This is a genomic window from Tsuneonella troitsensis, from assembly GCF_001441535.1.
Taxonomy (GTDB): domain Bacteria; phylum Pseudomonadota; class Alphaproteobacteria; order Sphingomonadales; family Sphingomonadaceae; genus Tsuneonella; species Tsuneonella troitsensis.
The window spans coordinates 187,850-209,403 of the sequence record NZ_LMAU01000001.1 but is presented as its reverse complement, the minus strand read 5'-3'; the positions used below and the strand labels follow the sequence as shown (position 1 = coordinate 209,403).

Genomic DNA, 21,554 nt, shown 5'->3' with positions numbered 1-21,554 from the left:
GAATCCATGCGATTGCTGGCCGCGACGCTGCTTCTGGCCCTGACTGCGTGCGCGCAGGACCCTGCCCCGAACCAAGGCGAACCCGCCGGACCGACGAGCGAGGCCGCAGCCGACCTTACGCCAGCGCAACAGGCCTACAAGGAAGCGAACGACCGGATGCACGCCGGCATGGCAAGCGTCGACGCCGATCCCGATGTCGCATTCATGCAGGGGATGCTGGCGCATCACAAAGGTGCGGTGGAGATGAGCGAAGTCGCGCTCGAACACGCCGACGATCCGGAAGCGCGCGCGCTCGCCACGGCGATCATCGCGGCGCAGGCCAAGGAGATCACGCAGATGGAGGCGTGGCTCGCCAAGCGCGGCAAGCCATCTTCGTCCACCGGGGCCAACACCGCCGGAGCGACCGACCCACACGCCGGTCATTGAGATCGACCTGCTCGCCGGTTTCACCTTCCTTCAGATCGCCGTCGCACTGATCGCCACGCTCGCCGCCGCCTATGTGCGCGGGCTGGCCGGGTTCGGAATGGCGATTCTGCTGGTACCGGTGCTGGCGCTCGCGCTGTCGCCGGTCGAAGCGGTGCTGGTCGCCAACATGCTGGGCTTGATGATCGGAGCGAGCGAGATCGCGCGATGGCTGCGCGAGTCTGAACGCTCGGCATACACCATCGCCGCGCTCGTGTTGGTGGCAACCGCGCCGGGGCTTTACGTCCTGTCGCTGACCCCCGTTCCGCTGGCCCGCCTGCTGATCGCACTGGTTGCGCTCTCGGCCTTCGCCGCGATGCTCTGGCCGATGCGCGCGAGTGCTCCGCCGGGGCGTGCCGCGACCGTCACCACGGGACTCGCGAGCGGGTTGCTGACCGGATTTGCCGGAATGCCCGGTCCGCCCGTGGTTCCCTTTTATGTTCGCCGCCACATCCCGCGCGCGACCGCCAAGGCATCGATGGTGCTGATATTCACCTGCGCCAGTTTCGCCGGGATCGGATCGGGCCTGGTCATGGGGATCGTCACCTGGCGCCTCGCACTGCTCGCGATGGCGCTGTTCCCAGTGGTCCTCGTGGGCAATTGGCTGGGTGCGCGGATGTCGGGCCGAGTCGGCGACACCACGTGGCGCGCCTTCGCGGCCGTGGTACTGGGAGCCGCTGCCCTGGCCGCGCTGCTCAAACTAATGCTACAGGGGTAGGAACGGTCCGGCGGCGATGAGCGCGATCGCGCACGAGCAAACGATCGCGGTCCGAGCAAAATCGATCGCACGCGTTTCCAATGTCCGGGCGAGGGCAACTGCCTTGGTCATGCACGCATGATGCGGGCGCACCAACTAACGGACGGTAAAGGCGGCGAGTCCTTACAGGCCGACGTTTTCCTACTTGGCGAGGGCTTGCTAGCCCGATGACCTCATGCTCGCTCTCAAGGCCTCGATCCGCTGCGCCGCAATTGTCACAAGGGGACACCATGCCGGCTCAAGGCGACACGGATACGCGCAAGGGGACGCTCTTGTGCCGCAAGGTGACGCAATCGAGCGCAAGGTAACACAAGTCGCCCTGGACAGTGTGACATGTGTGACATGCCGACGTCCTTACCGGCCCTGCCGCACCGAATCAGAGGCGCGGCATCTGCTGGCTGGCGCAATGAAATCCGCCGCCGCCGGCAAGCACCGCATCGGCGGGCAGTCCGATGGTCGCGCGATCGGGAAACAGCGCGGCGATTGCCGCCACGCCGTCCGCATCGTGCACCGTATCGAACGTCGGGACGACGACAAGGTGCGTCGTGATCGCGAAATTGGCATAGCTTGCGGGTTCGACGAAATCGCCGCGTGTGACGAGGCCGGGAGAGGGGATGTCCTCGACCGCGACACCGAACGCCTCTGCGCGCGCTTTGGCGTCGGCATAGATCGCGGCATTGGGATCGCCGGGGCCGGTCGCTCGGGGAAGGGCCAACCGGCCCGGTCCGACGAAGCGCGCAAGATTGTCGACATGCCCGTCGGTATGATCGTTAATCAGCCCGTCGCCGAGCCAAAGTACGCGGTCGAATCCCAAGTCGCGCTCTAGCCGCGCCTCGATGTCTTCGCGCGAGAGGGCCGGATTGCGGTTGGGGTTGAGCAGGCACTGCTCGGTCGTCGCGACGAGGCCGGTGCCGTCGCCGTCGATCGCGCCGCCTTCCAGGATCCAGTCGCTTTCCACCACAGTCAGGCCGGCATCGCGGGCAAGCTCGGCCCCGATCGTCTGGTCGCCGTCCATCAGATACTTGCCGCCCCAGCCGTTGAACCGGCAGCGCAGCGCGGTGCCGTCGGCACGGACGAGCGGGCCGGTATCGCGCAGCCACACGTCGCCGAACACCCCCCTCTCGACAGTCACGGCGCCCGACACCAAGCTCCGCGCCCGCGCCTCGTTCGCCGCGTCGCGCACCAGAAGGCGCACGACCTGCCCGCTTTCTGCGACGGCGTTGGCGAAGGCGGCGATCTGCTCCTGGGCGAGGGGAAGATAATCGGGCCATTCATCGGCATCATGGGGAAAGCCGATCCAGAGCCAGTCCTGCGGCGCCCATTCGGCCGGCATCGGCGCGGTTGCTCTGTCTGTCACTGATGATCCTTCTCTTGGCGGCGCGCTTCTCGCAAAGCCTGTGTAACCCGGCAAGGGCGCATAGTTGCGCCGATCCGAACTTGCGGGCAGGGCTGCGGCAATGGCGGCGGACTGGACATCGGGATTGAGGCGCGCGCGCGAACACGCGCCGTTTCTCGCCCGCGCGCTCGAACGCCAGCCCAACCTCTCCGTCTTGCTTGAAGCTGGCGACGGCGACGCTGCGCTGGCCTGGTCGCGGAGCGTCGGACAGGCCGAGGCGGCCGGCGTTGCCCTTCGGCGCGAGCGGCTCGCGCTGGCGACGACGCTGGCGGTGGGCGACCTCGCGGGCGCCTTTCCCCTCGGAAAGGTGACGGGTGATCTGTCAGAATTCGCCGACCGGGCCCTCGGTACCGCGATGGCGGCCGCGATGCTCGCACGCGTGTCGGAAGAGGAACCCGCGGGGATGGTCGCGCTGGCGCTCGGAAAGCAGGGCGCGGGCGAGCTCAATTACAGCTCAGACATCGACCCTATCCTGCTCTACGACCCCGCGCTCCTTCCCCGCCGCGATCGCGACGAACCCGCCGAGGCGGCGCAGAGGTATGCACGCGAGACGGTGCGTTTGCTGACCGAGGTCACGCCGGAAGGCTACGTCTTCCGTGTCGACCTTCGGCTGCGTCCGGCAAGCGAAGTGAGCCCGCCGGCGATCCCGATCGAGGCGGCACTGACTCATTACGAAAGCTCCGCGCTCGCCTGGGAGCGCGCTGCGTTCATCAAGGCGCGGTCCGCCGCTGGCGATGTGGCCGCTGGCGAGCGGTTCCTGGCCGCGATCCGCCCCTTCGTCTGGCGGCGCAGCCTCGATTTCGGTGCGATCGGCGACATCCGGCGATTGTCCGTTCGCATTCGCGCCAGCCATGCGGGACCGCGCGAACCGCGCCCGGGCTTCAACGTGAAACTGGGACGAGGCGGCATCCGCGAGATCGAATTCTTCGCGCAGACGCACCAGCTCATCCACGGCGGGCGCGATCCCTCGCTCAGAGTGCGCGCGACCTGCGCTGCGCTGAAGGCGCTGGCGGCTGCCGGAGTGATCGAGGAGAATGCGGCGGAGGTTCTCTGCGGTGCCTACGAGCGCCTACGGACCGTCGAGCACCGCCTGCAGATGGTCGAGGACAAGCAGACCCACACACTCCCCGACGGCGCGGCGCTGGACGCGGTGGCGCGGCTCGACGGATTGGGATGCGGCGCCGAGCTGGTGGCCGAATTGCGCGAGGTCACCCAGAAAGTCGCGGCTCACTACGACGCCTTGATCGCGGAGGAGGATAGTGCGCCTGCGGTCATGGTATCGGGCGGCGACAAGCTGGCGGAGCGGCTGGCCGAATTAGGGTTTGCCGATCCGGCGCGCCTCTCAGAACGGATCGCAGGATGGAGCGACGGCCGGATCCGCGCTCTCCGGTCCGAACCTGCGCGTGCCGCGCTCGACGCGTTGCTGCCCGTTCTGCTCGAGCGCTTTGCCGCTGCAGACGATCCCGACCAGGCGCTCAACCGGTGGGAACGCGTGCTGGCCGCGGCACCCAGCGCGCTCAATCTGTTCAACCTCCTGCTCCAGAGGCCAGCCTTGCTCGATCAGCTTGCGCGGATCCTGGTTCTCGCGCCCACGTTGGCGGACGAGCTCGGGCGCCGGCCCGAACTGCTCGACATCCTGATCGCACGCCAGGCGATGGATCTTCCGGGCACCGTGGACGAGATCGCCCGGCGGATGTCCGCCGACGAGGACGGCGACGATTACGAGCGCCGTCTCGACCGGATCCGCCGCGTGACCGGCGAACTTCGGTTTGCCCTCGGGCTGCAGACGATCGCGGCAATTCATGATCCATTGCAAATCGGGACCGCGCTGTCGCGCACGGCGGAAGGTGCACTCGAGGTGGCGCAGGAAGCCGCGGTCGCGGAGTTCGAGCGCGCGCATGGCCGGGTTCCCGATAGCGAGCTTGTCGTGCTGGGGCTTGGCCGGCTGGGCGGCGGAACTCTGACGCACGCCTCCGATCTCGACGTCGTCTATCTGTTCAGCGGCAATTTCGAGGGTGAATCCGACGGACGCCGGCCGCTCGGCGTCACGCATTATTTCAACCGGCTCGCCCAGCGGGTCACCGCCGCGCTGAGCGTACCCACTGCCGAGGGCGCACTGTACGAAGTCGATACGCGCCTTCGTCCGCAGGGAGCGCAGGGCCCGCTCGCGGTCAGCTTCGACAGCTTCGCGCGCTACCAGCGCGAGGAGGCCTGGACCTGGGAGCACATGGCGCTCGCCCGGGCGCGACCGCTGACCGGATCGCAGGAAGCGAAGGATGCGCTGCGCGCAATCATCGCCGAAGTGCTGAGCCGCCCCCGCGATCCCGATACCCTGCGGAGCGACGTCCTTCGGATGCGAGCGGAGATGGCAACGCACAAATCGCCGCGTGGGCCGCTGGACGCCAAGCTGCTGCGCGGCGGACTCGTCGACCTCGAATTCCTGGTCCATTACCTGCAACTGCGCGAGCGGGTGGGCTTCGACCCTGACCTGGGCGTCGCGGTGGATGCGCTTGTCGGGGCGGGTCTGGTGCCCGGCGCATTGCGCGAGGCGCTGGCGCTCATGACCCGCCTGCTGATCGCGGGACGATTGCTGGCACCTGACCTGTCCGAGCCGTCGTCCGCCGCGACAGCCGCCCTTGCCGAAACATGCGGTATGGCGAACCTCGACGCGCTCTTGCGCGCCTTTACAGAGGCGCGGCAGGAGGTTGCCGCCGCCTGGGCCGATTCGCTGGGCGAGCCACTGGGAGACATGGAATGACGAACCCCGAAGCCCGGCGTCCCGGCGTGGGCGATCCGATGCCCGACATTGCCATGGAGGCGACCGACGGTGGCTCGATCCTGCCGTCGGATCTCAAGGGAAAGCCCGCGGTGATCTGGTTCTATCCCAAGGACAACACACCGGGCTGCACGGTAGAGGCCAAAGATTTCTCGGCGCTGGCGCCCGACTTCGCCAAGGCTGGGGTGGCGTTGCTTGGCGTCAGCAAGGATTCGCCGCAGAAGCATCGCAACTTCATCGACAAGCAGGGTCTTTCGGTTCCGCTCGCGACCGACGCGGCCGAAGGTGGTCTATCCGATGCGCTCGGCATCTGGACCGAAAAACAGCTCTACGGGAAGAAGTTCATGGGCATGGTCCGAACGACCTACCTGCTCGATGCCGAGGGGCGCATCGCCCGCTTGTGGGACAAGGTGAAGGTTAAGGGGCACGCCGAGGAAGTGCTGGAGGCGGCCAGATCGCTTTGATCGCGAAGCCTGATGTCGGCGGTGCGATCCGCGGCGCACTGCTGACTGCCGATCCTGCCGCCAAGGTCATGGCCGCGCGCAGGGTCGCGCGCGACTGGCGGCTCGGCAGGCTGGCGTTTGCGTTTGAAGACGCCATGCCCGCGCAGCCCGCGCGCCCTGGGAGACCCGAACTCCTACCTCCGAAAGAGATGCCCCGACGCGGGAAGGGCGGCTCCGATCGCGGCCGGATCGCGCTCTGGCATGCGCTCGCGCACATAGAGTTCGTGGCGATCGATCTCGCGCTCGACATGGCAGGGCGATTCGGCGGCGAGATGGGGCCTGCGTTCGTCGGCGATTTCCTAGCGATCGCCGCCGACGAGGCGATGCACTTCGCGATTCTGAACCGCCATCTGGTTGCTTTGGGTAGCCATTACGGTGCGCACCCGGCGCACGACGGCTTGTGGCAGGCGGCGGAAGCGACCGCGCATGACGTCGCGGCGAGGCTCGCAGTCGTGCCCATGGTGCTGGAGGCACGCGGCCTTGACGTCACGCCGGCAACCATCGAGCGGGCTCGAAGCCAGGGCGATGCGGCGGGGGTGCGGATCCTCGAACGAATCCTTGACGACGAGATTCGCCACGTTGCGGTCGGCGTCAAATATCTTAACGCCTTCGCCAAACGGGAGGGGCTCGACCCCAAAAATCTCTGGATTTCATTGGTCCGCAGGCATTTTCCGGGTGGCCTAAAGCCTCCGTTCAACGACTCAGCGCGTTCGTCAGCCGGTTTATCGCTCGAAGCGTGCGCCGCACTTGCTTCGTAAATCTTTCACCGGTTAACCCCCAACTCACGAGACGGCGGGGGGTTCCGACAGTCTCTGCAAAATTGTCGCGAGGGCCGAAGTTCGGTTTATCGCACATCGGTTCGCTGCGGCACCGGGGGGTGTCGCAAGAAAAAAAGGACGGGAATCTTGGTCGCAAAGCTCATCCAGCGTCGGTTCGTCGCAGTACTCGCCGCCGCAGGTGCTTTCTTCTCGATGGGCGCTTCGCCCGCTCTCGCAAACTCCAGCTCCGCCGCTTCGGCCGACATCGCCGCCCCGGTGCGCGATGCCCGGGCCACCGGCGTGACCGCTGGTGACGAGCAGTTCAAGCAACTCTTCGCCAGCTGGCAGTCGCTCGATAACGGTCGCTCACCGAACCCGGTCGCGCCGACCACCGGCGTCGCCATTCCCTCGCGTGCCCCGCTCGCGATCGGCAGCACGTCCAGCGGTTACGGCCTGCGCACTCACCCGGTGCTCGGCGGCACCCGCGCGCACAACGGCATCGACCTTGCCGCGCCGACCGGCACCCCGGTCTATGCCACCGCCGATGGCGTAGTCGGCAAGGCCGAGTGGTTTTCCAGCTACGGCCTGTTCGTATCGATCGGCCATGGTGCAGACCTCGAAACCCGTTACGCCCACATGTCGCGCCTGGCGGTTGCCGCCGGCGAGCGCGTGAAGAAGGGCGACGTGATCGGTTATGTCGGCTCGACCGGTCGCTCGACCGGACCGCACCTGCACTATGAGGTCCGCGTCGCGGGCCGACCGGTCAACCCGATCCCTTACATGGCCGAAACCGACGCCAGCGCTTCGCGCATCGCGCTGGGCGGCGGCTGATTCAGACAGATTTCACCGCCCGATAGCGGCGGTAACCGGACACTTCGGGAGGGGTGCCGGGAAAGGGCGGCGGCCGCAGGGCCTGCCGCCCTTTCCTTTTGTGCGCGCTGCCTGGCACCTCGATACCGAACTGTCCCTTTTCGCTTGCCCGCCGGACCCGAGACGATAGGTTTCGAGATGCAACGAGGGCGGCCGTACGAGCCGCCGGGAGAGAGCGACCTGATGCATCCGATCGAACACGCGCGCACCCGTCCCCAGCATCCCGCAGTCATCATGGCCGGCAGCGGCGCGCAGATGACCTATGGCGAAATGGACAATGCCGCCAACCGCTTCGCGCAGCTTTTGCGCTCGCGCGGGCTTGGGCCAGGCGATGCCTTCGCCGTCCTGCTCGAGAACAGGCTGGAATACTACACGCTGATCTGGGGTTCGCAGCGCGCTGGCACCCTGATGGTGCCGGTCTCTACGCGCCTGACCGCGCCCGAGATCGCCTACATCCTCGATGACAGCGAGACGAGGTTGCTGATTACATCGCGCAAGTATGCCGACGTGCTCGCCGCCATTCGCGAGCGCTGCCCCGAAATCGACGTTCTGGTGATGGACGGCGAAGGCGCCGAGGATTTCGCCGCCGCGCTGGCCACACAGCCGACCGAGCCGATCGCGGATCAATCGGCAGGGCTGACAATGCTGTACAGCTCGGGCACCACTGGACGGCCCAAGGGCGTCCGCCCGCGTCCGCCCGAAGACCCATCGCCGACCGCACCCGTGGCGCTCATGGGGCTCGCGGTGATGGGCGCCGGCATGCCCACCGACGGCTCGATGGTCTATCTGTCGCCCGCGCCGCTCTATCACGCTGCACCGATCGGCTGGTCGTCCACCGTACACCGCCTCGGCGGCACGGTCGTGATGATGGAGAAGTTCGAGCCCGAGACAGCGCTGGCGGCAATCGAGAAGTATCGCGTGACCGATAGCCAGTGGGTCCCGACGCACTTCGTCCGAATGCTGAAGCTCGATGAGGCAGAACGCACCCGCTACGACCTGTCGAGCCACCGGCGCGCGCTTCACGCGGCCGCCCCGTGTCCCGTCCCCATCAAACAGGCGATGATCGAGTGGTGGGGCGACATCGTGAACGAATACTATGCCGGTTCGGAGGGCATCGGGATGACTCTGGTCCGTTCAGCCGAATGGCTCGAGCGGCCGGGGACCGTGGGCAAGGCGATTTTCGGCACGATCCACGTCTGCGGTCCGGACGGGGAAGAGCTCCCCGCCGGACAGGACGGGCTGATCTATTTCGAGAATACGATCCTGCCGACCTACCACAACGATCCCGACAAGACCGCCGAGGCTATGCATCCCAAGGGCTGGATGACGATCGGCGACATCGGCCATGTCGACGAGGAGGGGTACCTGTTCCTCACCGACCGCAAGAGCCACATGATCATTTCGGGCGGCGTGAACATCTATCCGCAGGAGGTGGAAAACCTGCTGGTCAGCCACGACAAGGTGATGGACGCCGCGGTGATCGGCGCGCCCGATGCTGATCTGGGCGAGCGCGTGGTGGCGGTCGTCCAGCCGGTGGACATGGCCGAGGTCGCGACCGACGGGGGCGCAGCGTTCGAACAGGAGCTTCGCGATTACCTCTCTCCGCAACTCGCGCGGATCAAGATGCCCCGCCAGTTCGATTTCCGGCCCGAACTTCCCCGCGAGGCCAACGGCAAACTCTATAAGCGCGAGCTGCGCGATGAGTTCGCGGCCAGGGCGCGCGAGGAAGCGTGAGGATGTCGGACCAGGTCGCCCCGCCTCACGTGGCGCGGCAGGTCATCGATCCCAAGGCCTATGCTCAGTGGGGCGGGTTGCTCGACACGTTCGACTGGCTGCGCGAGAACATGCCCGTGGCGCGAATCGAGCCGGGGCCCGAGGCGCCGGGACTGTTCCCCCCGTTCTGGCTGGTGACCCGATACGACGACGTGATGCGGGTGTCGAAGGACAATACCACCTTCCTCAACAATCCGCGGACCGTGGTCTTCTCGCTGACCGAGGGCATCGAATTCGCCAAGGCCTTCAGCGGCGGCAGCGAACACATGGTCGCCAGCCTCGTCACGTTCGACGCGCCAGTCCACATGAAGTATCGCAAGCTGACGCAGGACTGGTTCATGCCGAGGAACCTGCGGGCGATCGAAGACGAGGTGCGGGGGATCGCGAGCCGATCGGTCGACCGGTTGCTCGCCGATGCCGCGGAAAACGGCACGGTCGATTTCTGCAGGGCGGTAGCAGCGCCTTATCCGCTCCACGTCGTCATGCAGATCCTCGGTGTGTCCGAGGAAGACGAGCCGCGGATGCTGATGCTGACGCAGCAGATGTTCGGCGGCCAGGACGAGGACCTGAACCAGTCGGGCATGAAGGATCTGCCGCCCGAGATGATCACACAGATCGTCGCGGGCGCGGTAAGGGACTTCGAAGCCTACTTCGCCGCGATCACTGCCGAAAAACGTGCCCGACCAACGGGCGACGTCGCCAGCACGATCGCCAACGCCACCGTAGACGGCGAGCCGCTCAACGACCGGGACATGATGGGTTACTACATCATCGTCGCCGCCGCCGGACACGATACCACCAGCGCCAGCACGGCGGGTGCGATGCTTGCACTGGCGCAGGACCCGGACCAGTGGGCGCGGGTCAGGGCGGACCGCAGCCTGCTGCCGGGCATCGTCGAGGAAGCGATCCGCTGGACCAGTCCGGTGCAGCACTTCATGCGTACGGCCGCCTGCGATACGGAGCTGGGCGGTCAGGCGATCGCGGCGGGCGACTGGCTGATGATCAACTACGTCGCGGCAAACCACGACCCGGAGCAGTTTCCCGATCCCCGTCGGTTCGACGCGTCGCGCAGCCCCAATCGGCACTTGGCCTTCGGCGCAGGCGCGCACCAGTGCCTCGGGCTTCACCTAGCGCGGCTGGAGATGCAGATACTTTTCGAGGAACTGCTCGACCGCATCGATTCGGTCGAACTCGCCGGTCAATGGGCCCGCTCGAAATCGACGTTCGTTGGCGGGCTCAAGACCTTGCCCTTGAGAATCTCACCGCGAACTTCGGCGCGAATGACTGCCCGCTAGTCGGCCAGCAGGCGCTCTGCGATCCGGCGGACTTCGGGGCCCATATCCTCGCGCTCGAGCGCCAGCGCCAATGTCGCCTCGACGAAACCGGTCTTGCTGCCGCAGTCGAATCGCCTGCCGTCGAACGTGACCGCGTGGAACGGCTGCTCCCCAATCATGCGCGCCATCGCGTCGGTAAGCTGGATTTCGCCGCCCGCGCCCTTTTCCTGGTCTTCGAGCGTGCGCATGACTTCGGGCTGCAGGATGTATCGACCCGAAATGATCTTGTTCGATGGAGCATCGCCCCGCTTCGGCTTTTCTACCAGGCCAGTGACTTCGGTCAGCGCCTGCGAAATCTTCGCTCCCGGTGCGATCACGCCGTAGCTGCTGACTTCTTCGTCGAGCACTTCGATCACGCTGATGAGGTTGCCCCCCACTTCGTCGTACGCGGCGACCATCTGCGCGAGGCATCCGGGTTGGCCGTGCATCAGTTCGTCGGGCAGCAGGATCGCGAACGGCTCGTCGCCGACGATCCCGCGCGCGCACCAGATGGCGTGTCCGAGGCCCAGCGGTTCCTGCTGGCGCACATAAGCGCAATTGCCTGGGCCGAGCCGGGTCGGTGCCAGAACATCGAGCGATTTGCCGCGGTCCGACATCGTCTTTTCAAGCTCGAACGCGATGTCGAAATGGTCCTCGATTGCGCTCTTGCCGCGCCCGGTCACGAAGATCATCTGCTCGATCCCGGCCTCGCGCGCTTCGTCGACCGCGTATTGGATGAGCGGCCGGTCGACGATCGGCAGCATCTCCTTGGGGATGGCCTTCGTCGCTGGAAGAAAGCGCGTTCCAAGCCCCGCGACCGGGAAGACTGCTTTGCGGATGGGTTTGCGGCTGCTCATGCGAGCGGGGATAGCAGAGGTGCCGGTACGCGCAACCTTGCGGCTGGCCCGTTTCGCGCTAGTGCGAGCCGATGGACAAGATCATCGTCGAGGGCGGAAAGCGCCTTTCCGGAACCATCCCGATCTCCGGCGCCAAGAACGCCGCGCTCACGCTGATTCCGTGCGCGTTGCTGACCGACGAGCCGATGACGCTGCGCAACCTGCCGCGATTGGCCGATATCGACGGGTTCCAGCACCTGATGAACCAGTTCGGCGTTACTACCGTGATTCAGGGCAACCGGCCCGAGGATTTCGGCCGCGTCATGACTCTGGAGGCGACCCGCATCACCGGCACGGTCGCGCCATACGACCTGGTACGGAAGATGCGCGCCTCGATCCTCGTGCTCGGTCCGATGCTGGCGCGGATGGGCGAGGCGACTGTTTCGCTTCCCGGCGGCTGCGCAATCGGCAACCGCCCGATCGATCTGCACCTCAAGGCGCTCGAGGCTTTCGGCGCGACGATCGAACTCGCACAGGGCTACGTCCGCGCGCATGCGCCCGATGGCGGATTGCCGGGGGGCGAGTTCGACTTTCCCGTGGTGTCGGTGGGCGCTACCGAGAACGCGCTGATGGCCGGGGTGCTGGCGAGCGGAACCTGCCGGCTGTTCAATGCCGCCCGCGAGCCGGAGATCGTCGACCTGTGCAATCTTCTCGTCGCGATGGGCGCGGAGATCGAGGGAATCGGCACGAGCGACCTCACCATCCACGGCGTGAAGCGGTTGCACGGGGCGACCTACCGCGTGATGGCCGACCGGATCGAAGCAGGCAGCTATGCCTGCGCCGCAGCGATCACCGGAGGCGACGTTCTGCTCGACGGGGCCAATTTCGAGGAAATGGCTTCGACACTCCACGCGTTGCGCAATATCGGCGTGTACGTCGAGGCGGAGAAAAAGGGCGTGCGCGTCGCGGCCGAGGGCAAGCTCAAGGCGACGAACCTGACCACCGCGCCCTATCCAGGTCTTGCCACCGACATGCAGGCGCAACTCATGGCTCTGCTGACGGTCGCCGAAGGGACCAGCGTCCTAACCGAAACGATCTTTGAGAACCGCTACATGCACGTGCCGGAGCTCGGCCGGATGGGAGCACACATCGAGACGTCGGGGCGGACCGCGATCGTCCACGGGGTCGAAAAGCTGCATGGCGCCGAAGTGATGGCGACCGACCTGCGTGCCTCGATGAGCCTCGTGATCGCCGGACTGCGGGCGGAAGGCCAAACCGAGGTTCGCCGGCTCTATCACCTCGACCGCGGTTACGAGCGGCTGGAAGAGAAGCTCGCGCTGGTCGGCGCGCAGGTGGAACGAGTCGGCGACGAATAGGTCGATTAGCCGGGACCTCACTGCGATCTGCCGCGTTGAGCGGGGGAAAGAGAGGTCCGCAAATGCTGCTTAAACTCACCGCGCTCGGCGCACTCGGTTACGTCGGCTACCAATATTACCAGAAGAATTTCAAACACGAAGGCCGCGCGGCCTTCGCGCGCGGCCAGGGAGAGGAAGGCGCGACGCACCAGGTCCGCGATTCCGGTCCCGAAGCGATGCGTGACAAGACCGCTCGTTCGTGGGACAAGACCGATCAGGCGAGCGACGAGAGCTTCCCCGCCAGCGATCCCCCGGCGACCTATTAAAGGAGCAACGGGACTGGATCGCTCCTGACGGGGCGAGAGGCGGGCGGAACCCAAGTAGGGGACCGCCCGCTTTTTTTTCATCTCGCGTTCGCCCCCCTTTCAGTTTGTCGATCGGTTCGGTATCTCGTGCTCAACGGGGCGAAGCGGCCTCCCGTCCAAGCGGTTTCGTCCGCTCAAGCGTCGCGGTTCAGCGGGTGGATTTCGCCCGAAGGAGCGCGCATGGATTCCCCCAACCCCGAACCCTCTTTTGGGCAGCTTGTCCGTGTATCCGCGAAGATCGGCGCCCTGAGCTTCGGCGGTCCCGCCGGGCAGATCGCGCTCATGCATCGCGAGTTCGTCGACGATCGCCGCTGGGTCGAAGGCGGCGCCTTCCTGCGAGCACTCAATCTGTGTCACCTGCTTCCCGGCCCCGAAGCGCAGCAGCTAGCGACGTGGATCGGTTGGAGGCTGCACGGCGTCCGTGGCGGTCTGGCGGCAGGACTGCTGTTCGTGCTGCCGGGCGCATTCGTGATGCTGGCGCTGTCGATGCTTTACGTCACCGCAGCGGGCCTCGACTGGTTCGAAGCGATCTTTCTCGGGATCAAGGCAGCCGTGCTTGCGATCGTGGCGCAGGCCCTGGTGCGCGTGGCGGGCAGGGCGCTCAAGACGCGATTCATGCTCGGGCTTGCATTCGCTTCCTTCCTGTTGCTCGCCCTGTTCGACACGCCATTCCCCCTGGTCATCGGCGCGGCAGCTCTGATCGGCGCAGGAATTAGCCGCTGGCGACCCAAGATGATCGGTGCACACGCCCCGCCTCCCTTCACGACCGGCGGTCCCAGCGCCGGCACGCTTGCTCGATCGACGATCCGGACGATCGCGGTCTGGTGCGCAATCTGGGCCGCTCCGATGGCCCTCGTCGCGGCGACACTGGGCACCGGACACGTGCTGTGGGATGTGGGGGTGTTCTTCTCCAAGCTGGCCGTGGTCACGTTCGGCGGTGCCTACGCTGTCCTCGGATACATGGCGCAGGAGGCCGCGGGCCCGCTCGGCTGGCTGTCGGCCCGGGAGATGGCGGACGGACTCGGCTTGGCGGAATCGACTCCCGGACCGCTGATCATGGTCACGCAGTTCGTGGGTTTTCTGGCTGGCTGGCGCGAAGCGGAACCGCTCGCCCCGCTGGCTGGAGCGATCGCCGCGGCAGCGCTGACGACCTGGGTAACGTTCGCCCCCTGCTTCCTGTGGATCTTCGCCTGTGCCCCATGGATGGACCGACTTGAGCGCTCGCCCGCGCTTCAGGGCGCTCTGGCAGCAATTACCGCAGCCGTCGTCGGCGTCATCGCCAACCTCGCCCTCTGGTTTGCCGGGCATGTCCTGTTCCCCACATTCGACACCTCGGTTCCGGGCTGGGGTTTCGATTGGCGTGCGGGATTGATCGCGGTCATCGCCGGCTTGCTGTTATTCGTGTTCCGAAGGGGAATTCTCACGACCCTGGCTGTTTGCGCGGCCTCAGGACTCGCGACTGCCTACATGCCCTTCTGACACGAGCCAGAGGCGGATCGCCCCTGCCAGCCCGCATGGCGTCTCGCTCGCGATCCGCTCTTCATCGATCCGAGCGACGAGGGCACTGACGGGAAGTCCTTCAGCGGCGGCTACCGCGCGCAGCATATCCCAGAACAGCGGCTCTAGGCTGATCGAGGTCTTGTGTCCGGCGATCTCGACCGAGCGTTTGATCGGGGGATGATACGGCGTCGTCATGAGTCGTACCCTGGGTTAACTGTGCGTCTGAACTGGGTTTCGCCTATCTCCCCCGCTAAGCGCAGGCAACGTTTCGCCGCATGGGGCACTCTGGCCAACCGGACCCCACAGCCTGCTCACCCCCTTGTTCATTTGCGCGACAGGTTCGTCAGAACAGGCGCGCCGAGGATAGCAGGCCGCGCATGTCGCGCGATCGGCTTCATTGATGTACGTTGATGGGGGCTTCGAAGAAAACCGGGCACGCCATCGCAGGGGCGGTCGAGCATTCGACCGTGAACGCGTGGACCGGTCAGAAGCTTTTTGAAGGAGTTTTGCGATGACGGCCATTCACACCAAACGAAGTGCGATCGCGCTGGCAGCGATGCTTGCCGCGGCGACGCCGGCGATGATCGCCGCACAGGACTATCAGGTGCCTGCCGAAGACCCCTATGCGATGACCGTGACCGGAACGCCGCCCAGCGATTTCGAAGGCCTTCCCGAGGGTCCGGAAGTCGAAGGGTTCATCTCCGCCCGCAAGGGCGACCGGATGCAGGTGACCGACGAAACCGGGACGGCAACCTCGCTGGCAATCAGCCAAGGCACGGAGGTTACCGGTGCCGGCGGCTTCCTCGGCCTCGGCAGCAAGAAGCTGGGCACCGACTCGCTGCTCAACGGTCTTCCGGTTACGGTGAAGACGGTCCAGTGGGGCGGCGGTCTGATCGCCAGCGCGGTCAAGTTCCGCAACGGTGATTTCAAGACCGCTTCGATGATCCGTCGCGGTACCGCGCAGGGCTTTGCCGAGCAGAGCGCCGCTACCGAGGCGCTGCGCAGCCGTGTTGCCGATATCGACAACTACAACGTCAAAGGCACGACCAACGTCTATTTCGACACCGGCAAGCACGCCCTGTCCAGTCAGGCACAGAGCGATCTTTGCGCGGCTGCGAGCCAGGCCGGCACGACCGACAACGCGCTGCTTCTGGTCGTCGGGTACACCGATTCCACCGGCGATTACGAGTTCAACCAGGAGCTCAGCGAGAAGCGCGCGACCCGGGTGGTGAATCATCTCCAGCAAGCCTGCGGATGGAAGCCCTATCGTATGCTGACCCCGACCGGAATGGCCGAAGCCGATCCTGCGGCGGACAACACGACCGAAGAAGGCAAGGCGCAGAACCGGCGCGTTGCGGTGAACATCCTCGTAAGCAAGGCTGTCGACGGAATGTAATCGGACAAGTGGGGCGGGTGTTCGGCCCGCCCCATTTTTCGTCAGTACATGTGCTGCCCGCCATTGATGCTCATCGTCGAGCCGGTTACGAAACCGCCCTCGTCACTCGTGAGGAAGGCCACACCGCGCGCGATCTCTTCCGCGTGCCCCAGGCGTCCGACGGGGATCTTCGCGATGATTTTTTCCAGCACCGGCTCCGGCACGGCGGCAACCATGTCGGTATCGATGTAGCCGGGCGCGATCGCATTGACGGTCACGCCCTTTTTTGCGCCTTCCTGGGCCAGCGCCTTGGTGAAGCCGTGGATGCCGCTTTTCGCGGCGGCATAGTTCACCTGACCGTACTGGCCGGCCTGCCCGTTGATCGATCCGATGTTGACGATGCGGCCCCATCCCCTCGCGACCATGCCGGGAAAGCATGCCTTGGCCATGTTGAAGCAGCCGCCGAGGTTGATCCGCATCACGTCGTTCCAGTCGTCGAACGTCATCCGCGCCAGGGTGCCGTCGCGGGTGATGCCCGCGTTGTTCACTACGATGTCGATCGGGCCGACTTCGTCCTCGATCTGCCTGCATCCGGCCAGGCACGCCTCGTGATCGCCCACGTCCCACCTATGGATTTTGATGCCGTGCGCGTCGGAGAAGGCCTTGGCCTTGGCATCGTTCCCCGCATAGTTGGCGACGACGGTGCGTCCTTGCTGCTTGAGTGCAAGGCTGATGGCCTCGCCGATCCCGCGGGTTCCCCCCGTCACGATTGCAACGCGCGTCATTCCATCTCCTCTGACCTGTCAGGTTCCACTCTTCGTTTCCATGACTAGGCCAACGCCGCCGACGCGCAAAGAAAAACCCGGCGCGAGGCCGGGTTGCTGTATACCAATTCCGTAAGGTCAGAAGCGGAACTGCGTGCCGACGTAAACCGCCTGATCGTCGCGCACGGCGTCGGTCAACGGGGCAAGCCTGTCGCGCTCTTGGCTGAGGCGGACGCCCGCCGTCACGTTCAGGTTGCGGGACAGGCGATAGCCGGCACCCAGATCGACGGCCTGTTCGCCCGCACCTTCGAGAGTGCGGTCGCTGCGACCCGTCCGGCGCTCGGATTCCAGGGCAAGTCGGGGCTGCAGGCGGCCCGGAGTTTCCTTCACACCCTCCCGCGGGCGGAAGCTGGCAAGATCGGGCATTTCGATCTGCTTCAAGTCGATCGAGGGAGCCACCGGCTTGGCAAAGGTTTCGTATCCGCGCGAGACGCCCAGGTTGTAGCGGCTCTTGGCAAGGGTCGCGATCGAAGGACCTGTGCCGACTTCGAAACGGGCAGCCGTAATTGCCCGGCGGACTGATACCGCCCGAGCTTGGTCAGGCGTCACGCGGATCGCGACCGTGACCGTGCGCTGACCCTCGAGCGAAGAGCCTGCGGGCGTGAAGCGCATCGAATGTCCGCGTGCCGCGATCTTGGCTGCTACGCGGCGGGTAAGGGCAGGGTCGACGTTTGCCGGAGTAAAGGGTGCGAACCCGGCAGCGATCGGCATCGCGGGCGAATCGTCAGGGATCGCAAGGACCGCGGTCGGCGCGCCGAACAGAAGCGCACAGCCGGCAAGCACAAGGGCAGCGCGCGAAGAGCCGCCTTCCTTCCGTTTAACCGTGATCCGTGCCTGCTTCATGCGAAGCGCTCCAACCCCCTGTCCCTCAGGCATACGGCCCAAAACTATCGGCCGTGCACCTTAACGCGCGATGAGCAATCCGGTTTCAGTTTCAACCGACTCGGACGCGTTCGTGTAGTTCGATTTAATTGGTAGAATCAAATCAAGGGCTTTTCCAGCTTTTCCACGGTGCTGCTCCCTTTCTGGATGGGCTGTTGCACAGAGCCAACAACCGCCCGGCGGCCATGCGATTAAGCGACGGTTCACGGCCCGAACGCGTTAGTGTTCAGACGACGCCTTGCCCGCATCGCCTGGGCGCACTAGAGGCGGTGACGAACTTCCAATCCGAGGACATTTCCTTGAGCATGACCGCCATTTCGCGTTCCGCCCGCCTGACCCGTACGGCCTTTGCCGCTACCGCCATCGCAGCGCTCGCCGCTTGCGGCGGGCCTGAGCGTCCGAAGGCCGACCTCGCGGCCAGCCAGGTCACCACGATCGGCGTCAACGCCTATCTCTGGCGCGCGGCTCTCGAGACGGTGAGCTTTGCTCCGCTGCTCCAATCGGACAGCAACGGCGGGGTCATCGTGACCGACTGGTATGCCAATCCCCGCAATCCCGACGAGCGCGTGAAGGTAACCGTTTCGATCCTCGATCAGGATCTCCGTGCCGATGCGGTGCGCGTTGCCGCCAGCCGTCAGGTCGCCCAATCGGGTCAGTGGGTCGATGCACCGGTGCAGGCCGCTACCGTGCAAAGGCTGGAAGACATCATCCTGACCAAGGCTCGCGCGCTTCGCCGCCAGGCCATCGCGAGCTGATCGAAACAAGGGTTCCGGCATGACAGACCAGCGTTTCGATCCGTCGTCGGCGGACGGCCGCTGGCAGCGCGCCTGGGAGGTGGCGGGCTCGTTTCGCGCAGATAGCGATTCGAACAAGCCGAAGAGCTACGTGCTCGAGATGTTTCCCTATCCTTCGGGACGCATCCACATCGGCCACGTGCGCAACTACACCATGGGCGACGTGTTGGCCCGCTTCAAGAAGCTGACGGGGCATGAAGTGCTCCACCCGATGGGGTGGGATGCCTTCGGTATGCCGGCGGAAAACGCGGCGATGGAAAAGGGCGTCCATCCCGGCGGCTGGACCCGCGCGAACATCGAACACATGAAGGCGCAGTTGAAGCGCCTCGGCTTCGCGCTCGACTGGAGCCGCGAACTCGCCACCTGCGAACCCGAATATTACGGCCACGAACAGGCGCTGTTCCTGAAGCTTCACGAGGCCGGGCTGGTCTATCGCAAGGAAAGCGAGGTCAACTGGGACCCGGTCGACATGACCGTGCTCGCCAACGAGCAGGTGATCGACGGCAAGGGCTGGCGGTCGGGCGCGGAGATCGAGAAGCGCAAGCTCAGCCAGTGGTTCCTGCGGATCACGCAATTCGCCGACGAGCTCCTTGAAGGATTGTCCTCGCTGGACACCTGGCCCGATAAGGTGCGGCTGATGCAGGAGAACTGGATCGGCAAGAGCAAGGGCCTGCGCTGTACGTTTCGCCTGGTCGACAGCGACAGCGGCATCGAGGTTTTCACAACCCGTCCCGATACGATGTTCGGCGCCAGTTTCGTCGCGATTGCGCCGGATCATCCGCTTGCGCAACGGATGGCGGCCACCGTTCCGGACCTCGCTGCATTCGTTGCCGAGTGCAAGAAGGGCGGAACCACGGCCGCGGAGATCGAGACCCAGGAAAAGCGCGGGTTCAACACCGGTCTTTCGGTTTCCCACCCGCTCGAATCGCATTGGCATCTGCCGGTCTACGTCGCCAATTTCGTCCTGATGGACTACGGCACGGGAGCCATCTTCGGCTGCCCGGCGCACGACCAGCGCGACCTGGATTTCGCTCGGAAGTACGGCCTCCCCGTTCACCGGGTCGTGGCTGACGGCGACGAAACGGGAGAGGTATTCCGCGGCGACGAAGCCTATACCGGACCTGGCCATATCGTGAATTCGCGCTGGCTCGATGGCATGACCGTCGACGAAGCGAAGGCTGCCGTCATCGCCAGGGCTGAGCATGAGGGATGGGGAAAGGGCGAAACCCAGTGGCGGCTGCGCGACTGGGGCGTGTCGCGCCAGCGATACTGGGGCACGCCGATCCCGTTCATTCACTGCGCTGCCTGCGGCATCGTGCCGGTGCCCGAAAGCCAGCTGCCCGTGGTCCTGCCGGAAGACGTCGATTTCAAGACGCCCGGCAACCCGCTAGAACGACATCCCACATGGAAACAGGTGGACTGTCCGGGATGCGGAGGGTCCGCACAGCGCGAAACCGACACGCTCGACACTTTCGTCGACAGCTCGTGGTACTTCCTGCGCTTCGCAAGTCAGCCGACGGACAAGCCGTTCGATCGGGACGAGGTCGCCAAGTGGCTGCCGGTCGAACAGTATATCGGCGGCGTCGAGCACGCGATCCTTCACCTCCTCTACGCGCGGTTCTGGACCCGCGCGCTGCGGCACATCGGACTGATCGATCTCGACGAGCCGTTCGCTTCGCTCTTCACGCAAGGCATGGTGACGCACGAAACCTATTCGCGCCCCCAAGGCGGACGCGACATCTGGTTCGGCCCTGAAGAAGTGGAGCGGACCGGCCACGGCGCGACGCTGCGGGCCGATGGCGGGCCGGTGACGATCGGCAAGGTCGTCAAGATGTCGAAGTCCAAGAAGAACGTCGTAGATCCCGACACGATCGTCGACCGCTTCGGTGCGGACGCGGTACGCTGGTTCATGTTGTCGGACAGCCCGCCCGAACGCGACCTGCCCTGGTCCGAATCTGGCATCGAGGGCTGCTGGCGTTTCGTCCAGCGCCTGTGGCGCTTGTTTGCCGAGCACGACACGGCGGCAACCGGCGAGGACAAGGCCCTCGACCGCAAGCTGCACCAGACAGTCGACGCGGTCGCGCGGGACATAGAGGCATTGGCCTTCAACAAGGCGGTGGCGCGAATCTACGAACTGACCAGCGCGATCGAAAAAGCGCCGCCCTCGGCCAGCCGGTCCGGTGCGATCCGCACGCTCGTCCAGCTCGTGGCGCCGATGATGCCCCATCTCGCCGAAGAGGCGTGGACCAATTTGGGCCAACAAGGCCTTGTCGCGGAATCCGATTGGCCCACGGTCGATCCGGCGCTGCTGGTCGAGGACGAGGTGACCATCGCGGTGCAAGTGAAGGGCAAACTGCGCGACACACTGACGGTCGCGAAAGGCTTGTCCAATACTGAGCTCGAGGCGCTTGCGCTCGCTTCGGACAAGGTCCAGCGTGCGATCGACGGAGCAGAGGTTCGCAAGGTGATCGTGGTACCCGACCGACTGGTGAATATCGTCGCATGAACCGACTGGCGATCCTTGCACCCTTCGCGCTTGCCTTGACCGGCTGCGGCCTCCAGCCGATGTACGCCGGTGGGTCCAGCGGCATCGTTGCCACCCAGCTCGCAGCGATCGACGTGCCCGCGATCGAGGGGCAGGCAGGCTGGCTGGTCCGCAACGCGCTGGTCGACAGGCTGGGCGCTGGCGGCGGTTCGGCGGCGCGCTACCGCCTTGACGTTCGGCTCGACGACAAGCTCGAAGGGCTCGGCGTGTTGAGCGACGACACGACGGGGCGCGAGCGGCGGACGCTGCGGGCTCGCTTCCAACTGGTCGACATTTCGAATGACGAGATCATCCTCGATGCGACTGCAGGGTCGGACGCCGGCATCGATGTCGTATCGAGCGAATATGCGACGATCGCGGCCGAGCAGTCGGCCCTGGAAAACCTGTCGCGGGAAGTGGCCGCACAGATCACCACGAGGCTCGCGCTCGCACTGCGCGAGCGTCAATGAGCGTGGCCCTATGAGGGTGAG

At 65.6% G+C, this 21,554-nt stretch carries 20 protein-coding genes; 15 read left to right on the top strand and 5 right to left on the bottom strand.

Annotation, left to right across the window (positions count from 1 at the left end):
- Positions 1 to 6: 6 nt before the first annotated feature.
- Both copM and AR323_RS01035 read left to right on the top strand, forming a co-directional pair.
- On the top strand, positions 7 to 426 hold the full coding sequence (gene copM / locus AR323_RS01040; RefSeq protein ID WP_057882088.1) for a CopM family metallochaperone: 420 nt from the start codon (positions 7 to 9) through the stop codon (positions 424 to 426).
- Positions 422 to 1,180, top strand: a complete 759-nt coding sequence (locus AR323_RS01035; protein WP_321164525.1) for a sulfite exporter TauE/SafE family protein — start codon at positions 422 to 424, stop codon at positions 1,178 to 1,180. Before copM ends, AR323_RS01035 begins: the two co-directional genes overlap by 5 nt.
- A gap of 415 nt (positions 1,181 to 1,595) precedes the next feature.
- Here the strand turns inward: AR323_RS01035 and AR323_RS01030 are convergent, their stop codons facing one another.
- The gene (locus AR323_RS01030; RefSeq protein ID WP_123321885.1) at positions 1,596 to 2,552 is read right to left on the bottom strand and encodes an agmatine deiminase family protein; all 957 of its coding nucleotides are present in this window, start codon (positions 2,550 to 2,552) and stop codon (positions 1,596 to 1,598) included.
- Between the two features lie 124 nt (positions 2,553 to 2,676).
- Between AR323_RS01030 and AR323_RS01025 the strand changes: the two genes are divergently transcribed.
- The 6 genes from AR323_RS01025 (at position 2,677) to AR323_RS01000 (ending at position 10,590) form a co-directional block, all read left to right on the top strand.
- Complete coding sequence (locus tag AR323_RS01025) at positions 2,677 to 5,373, top strand: bifunctional [glutamine synthetase] adenylyltransferase/[glutamine synthetase]-adenylyl-L-tyrosine phosphorylase (RefSeq protein WP_057882086.1); 2,697 nt, start codon at positions 2,677 to 2,679, stop codon at positions 5,371 to 5,373.
- A complete protein-coding gene (locus tag AR323_RS01020; protein WP_057882085.1) occupies positions 5,370 to 5,855 on the top strand; it encodes a peroxiredoxin in 486 nt (161 codons plus the stop codon). The genes AR323_RS01025 and AR323_RS01020 overlap by 4 nt, the downstream gene beginning before the upstream one ends.
- Positions 5,855 to 6,652 carry a ferritin-like domain-containing protein gene (locus AR323_RS01015; protein ID WP_057882558.1) on the top strand — a complete coding sequence of 266 codons (798 nt, stop codon included), beginning with the start codon at positions 5,855 to 5,857 and terminating at the stop codon, positions 6,650 to 6,652. The genes AR323_RS01020 and AR323_RS01015 overlap by 1 nt, the downstream gene beginning before the upstream one ends.
- Before the next feature lie 144 nt (positions 6,653 to 6,796).
- A complete protein-coding gene (locus tag AR323_RS01010) occupies positions 6,797 to 7,483 on the top strand; it encodes a M23 family metallopeptidase (protein ID WP_407701066.1) in 687 nt (228 codons plus the stop codon).
- Between the two features lie 222 nt (positions 7,484 to 7,705).
- Complete coding sequence (locus tag AR323_RS01005) at positions 7,706 to 9,256, top strand: acyl-CoA synthetase (protein WP_057882556.1); 1,551 nt, start codon at positions 7,706 to 7,708, stop codon at positions 9,254 to 9,256.
- 2 nt (positions 9,257 to 9,258) lie between these two features.
- Positions 9,259 to 10,590 (top strand): cytochrome P450, encoded by a 1,332-nt coding sequence (locus AR323_RS01000; RefSeq protein ID WP_057882084.1) that lies wholly within the window; start codon positions 9,259 to 9,261, stop codon positions 10,588 to 10,590.
- On the opposite strand, the gene galU is transcribed toward AR323_RS01000, so the two are convergent.
- Positions 10,587 to 11,465, bottom strand: coding sequence for a UTP--glucose-1-phosphate uridylyltransferase GalU (gene galU / locus AR323_RS00995; RefSeq protein ID WP_057882083.1), 879 nt, complete (start codon positions 11,463 to 11,465; stop codon positions 10,587 to 10,589). The two genes, AR323_RS01000 and galU, sit on opposite strands and share 4 nt — an antisense overlap.
- Positions 11,466 to 11,536: 71 nt before the next feature.
- On the opposite strand from galU, the gene murA reads away from it, so the two are divergent.
- The 3 genes from murA to chrA all read left to right on the top strand — a co-directional run bounded on the left by murA (position 11,537) and on the right by chrA (position 14,643).
- Complete coding sequence (gene murA, locus AR323_RS00990; protein WP_057882082.1) at positions 11,537 to 12,820, top strand: UDP-N-acetylglucosamine 1-carboxyvinyltransferase; 1,284 nt, start codon at positions 11,537 to 11,539, stop codon at positions 12,818 to 12,820.
- 62 nt (positions 12,821 to 12,882) lie between these two features.
- Positions 12,883 to 13,125, top strand: a complete 243-nt coding sequence (locus AR323_RS00985; RefSeq protein WP_057882081.1) for a hypothetical protein — start codon at positions 12,883 to 12,885, stop codon at positions 13,123 to 13,125.
- Between the two features lie 219 nt (positions 13,126 to 13,344).
- Entirely contained in the window at positions 13,345 to 14,643 is a 1,299-nt protein-coding gene (gene chrA / locus AR323_RS00980; RefSeq protein WP_057882080.1) for a chromate efflux transporter, read from the top strand.
- On the opposite strand, the gene AR323_RS00975 is transcribed toward chrA, so the two are convergent.
- Positions 14,611 to 14,859, bottom strand: a complete 249-nt coding sequence (locus AR323_RS00975; RefSeq protein WP_057882079.1) for a ribbon-helix-helix domain-containing protein — start codon at positions 14,857 to 14,859, stop codon at positions 14,611 to 14,613. The genes chrA and AR323_RS00975 overlap by 33 nt on opposite strands.
- Before the next feature lie 316 nt (positions 14,860 to 15,175).
- On the opposite strand from AR323_RS00975, the gene AR323_RS00970 reads away from it, so the two are divergent.
- Entirely contained in the window at positions 15,176 to 16,060 is an 885-nt protein-coding gene (locus tag AR323_RS00970) for an OmpA family protein (protein WP_057882078.1), read from the top strand.
- 41 nt (positions 16,061 to 16,101) lie between these two features.
- Here the strand turns inward: AR323_RS00970 and phbB are convergent, their stop codons facing one another.
- Positions 16,102 to 16,824, bottom strand: coding sequence for an acetoacetyl-CoA reductase (phbB, locus tag AR323_RS00965; protein WP_057882077.1), 723 nt, complete (start codon positions 16,822 to 16,824; stop codon positions 16,102 to 16,104).
- A gap of 117 nt (positions 16,825 to 16,941) precedes the next feature.
- Complete coding sequence (locus AR323_RS00960; RefSeq protein WP_057882076.1) at positions 16,942 to 17,706, bottom strand: hypothetical protein; 765 nt, start codon at positions 17,704 to 17,706, stop codon at positions 16,942 to 16,944.
- 344 nt (positions 17,707 to 18,050) lie between these two features.
- Between AR323_RS00960 and AR323_RS00955 the strand changes: the two genes are divergently transcribed.
- Genes AR323_RS00955 through lptE form a run of 3 tightly spaced genes read left to right on the top strand, consistent with a single transcriptional unit; the run spans position 18,051 to position 21,533 of the window.
- Positions 18,051 to 18,500: a DUF3576 domain-containing protein gene (locus AR323_RS00955; protein WP_057882075.1), complete on the top strand. Its 450-nt coding sequence runs from the start codon at positions 18,051 to 18,053 to the stop codon at positions 18,498 to 18,500.
- A gap of 19 nt (positions 18,501 to 18,519) precedes the next feature.
- A complete protein-coding gene (leuS, locus tag AR323_RS00950; protein WP_057882074.1) occupies positions 18,520 to 21,045 on the top strand; it encodes a leucine--tRNA ligase in 2,526 nt (841 codons plus the stop codon).
- The gene (lptE, locus tag AR323_RS00945; protein WP_057882073.1) at positions 21,042 to 21,533 is read left to right on the top strand and encodes an LPS assembly lipoprotein LptE; all 492 of its coding nucleotides are present in this window, start codon (positions 21,042 to 21,044) and stop codon (positions 21,531 to 21,533) included. The genes leuS and lptE overlap by 4 nt, the downstream gene beginning before the upstream one ends.
- Positions 21,534 to 21,554: the final 21 nt, after the last annotated feature.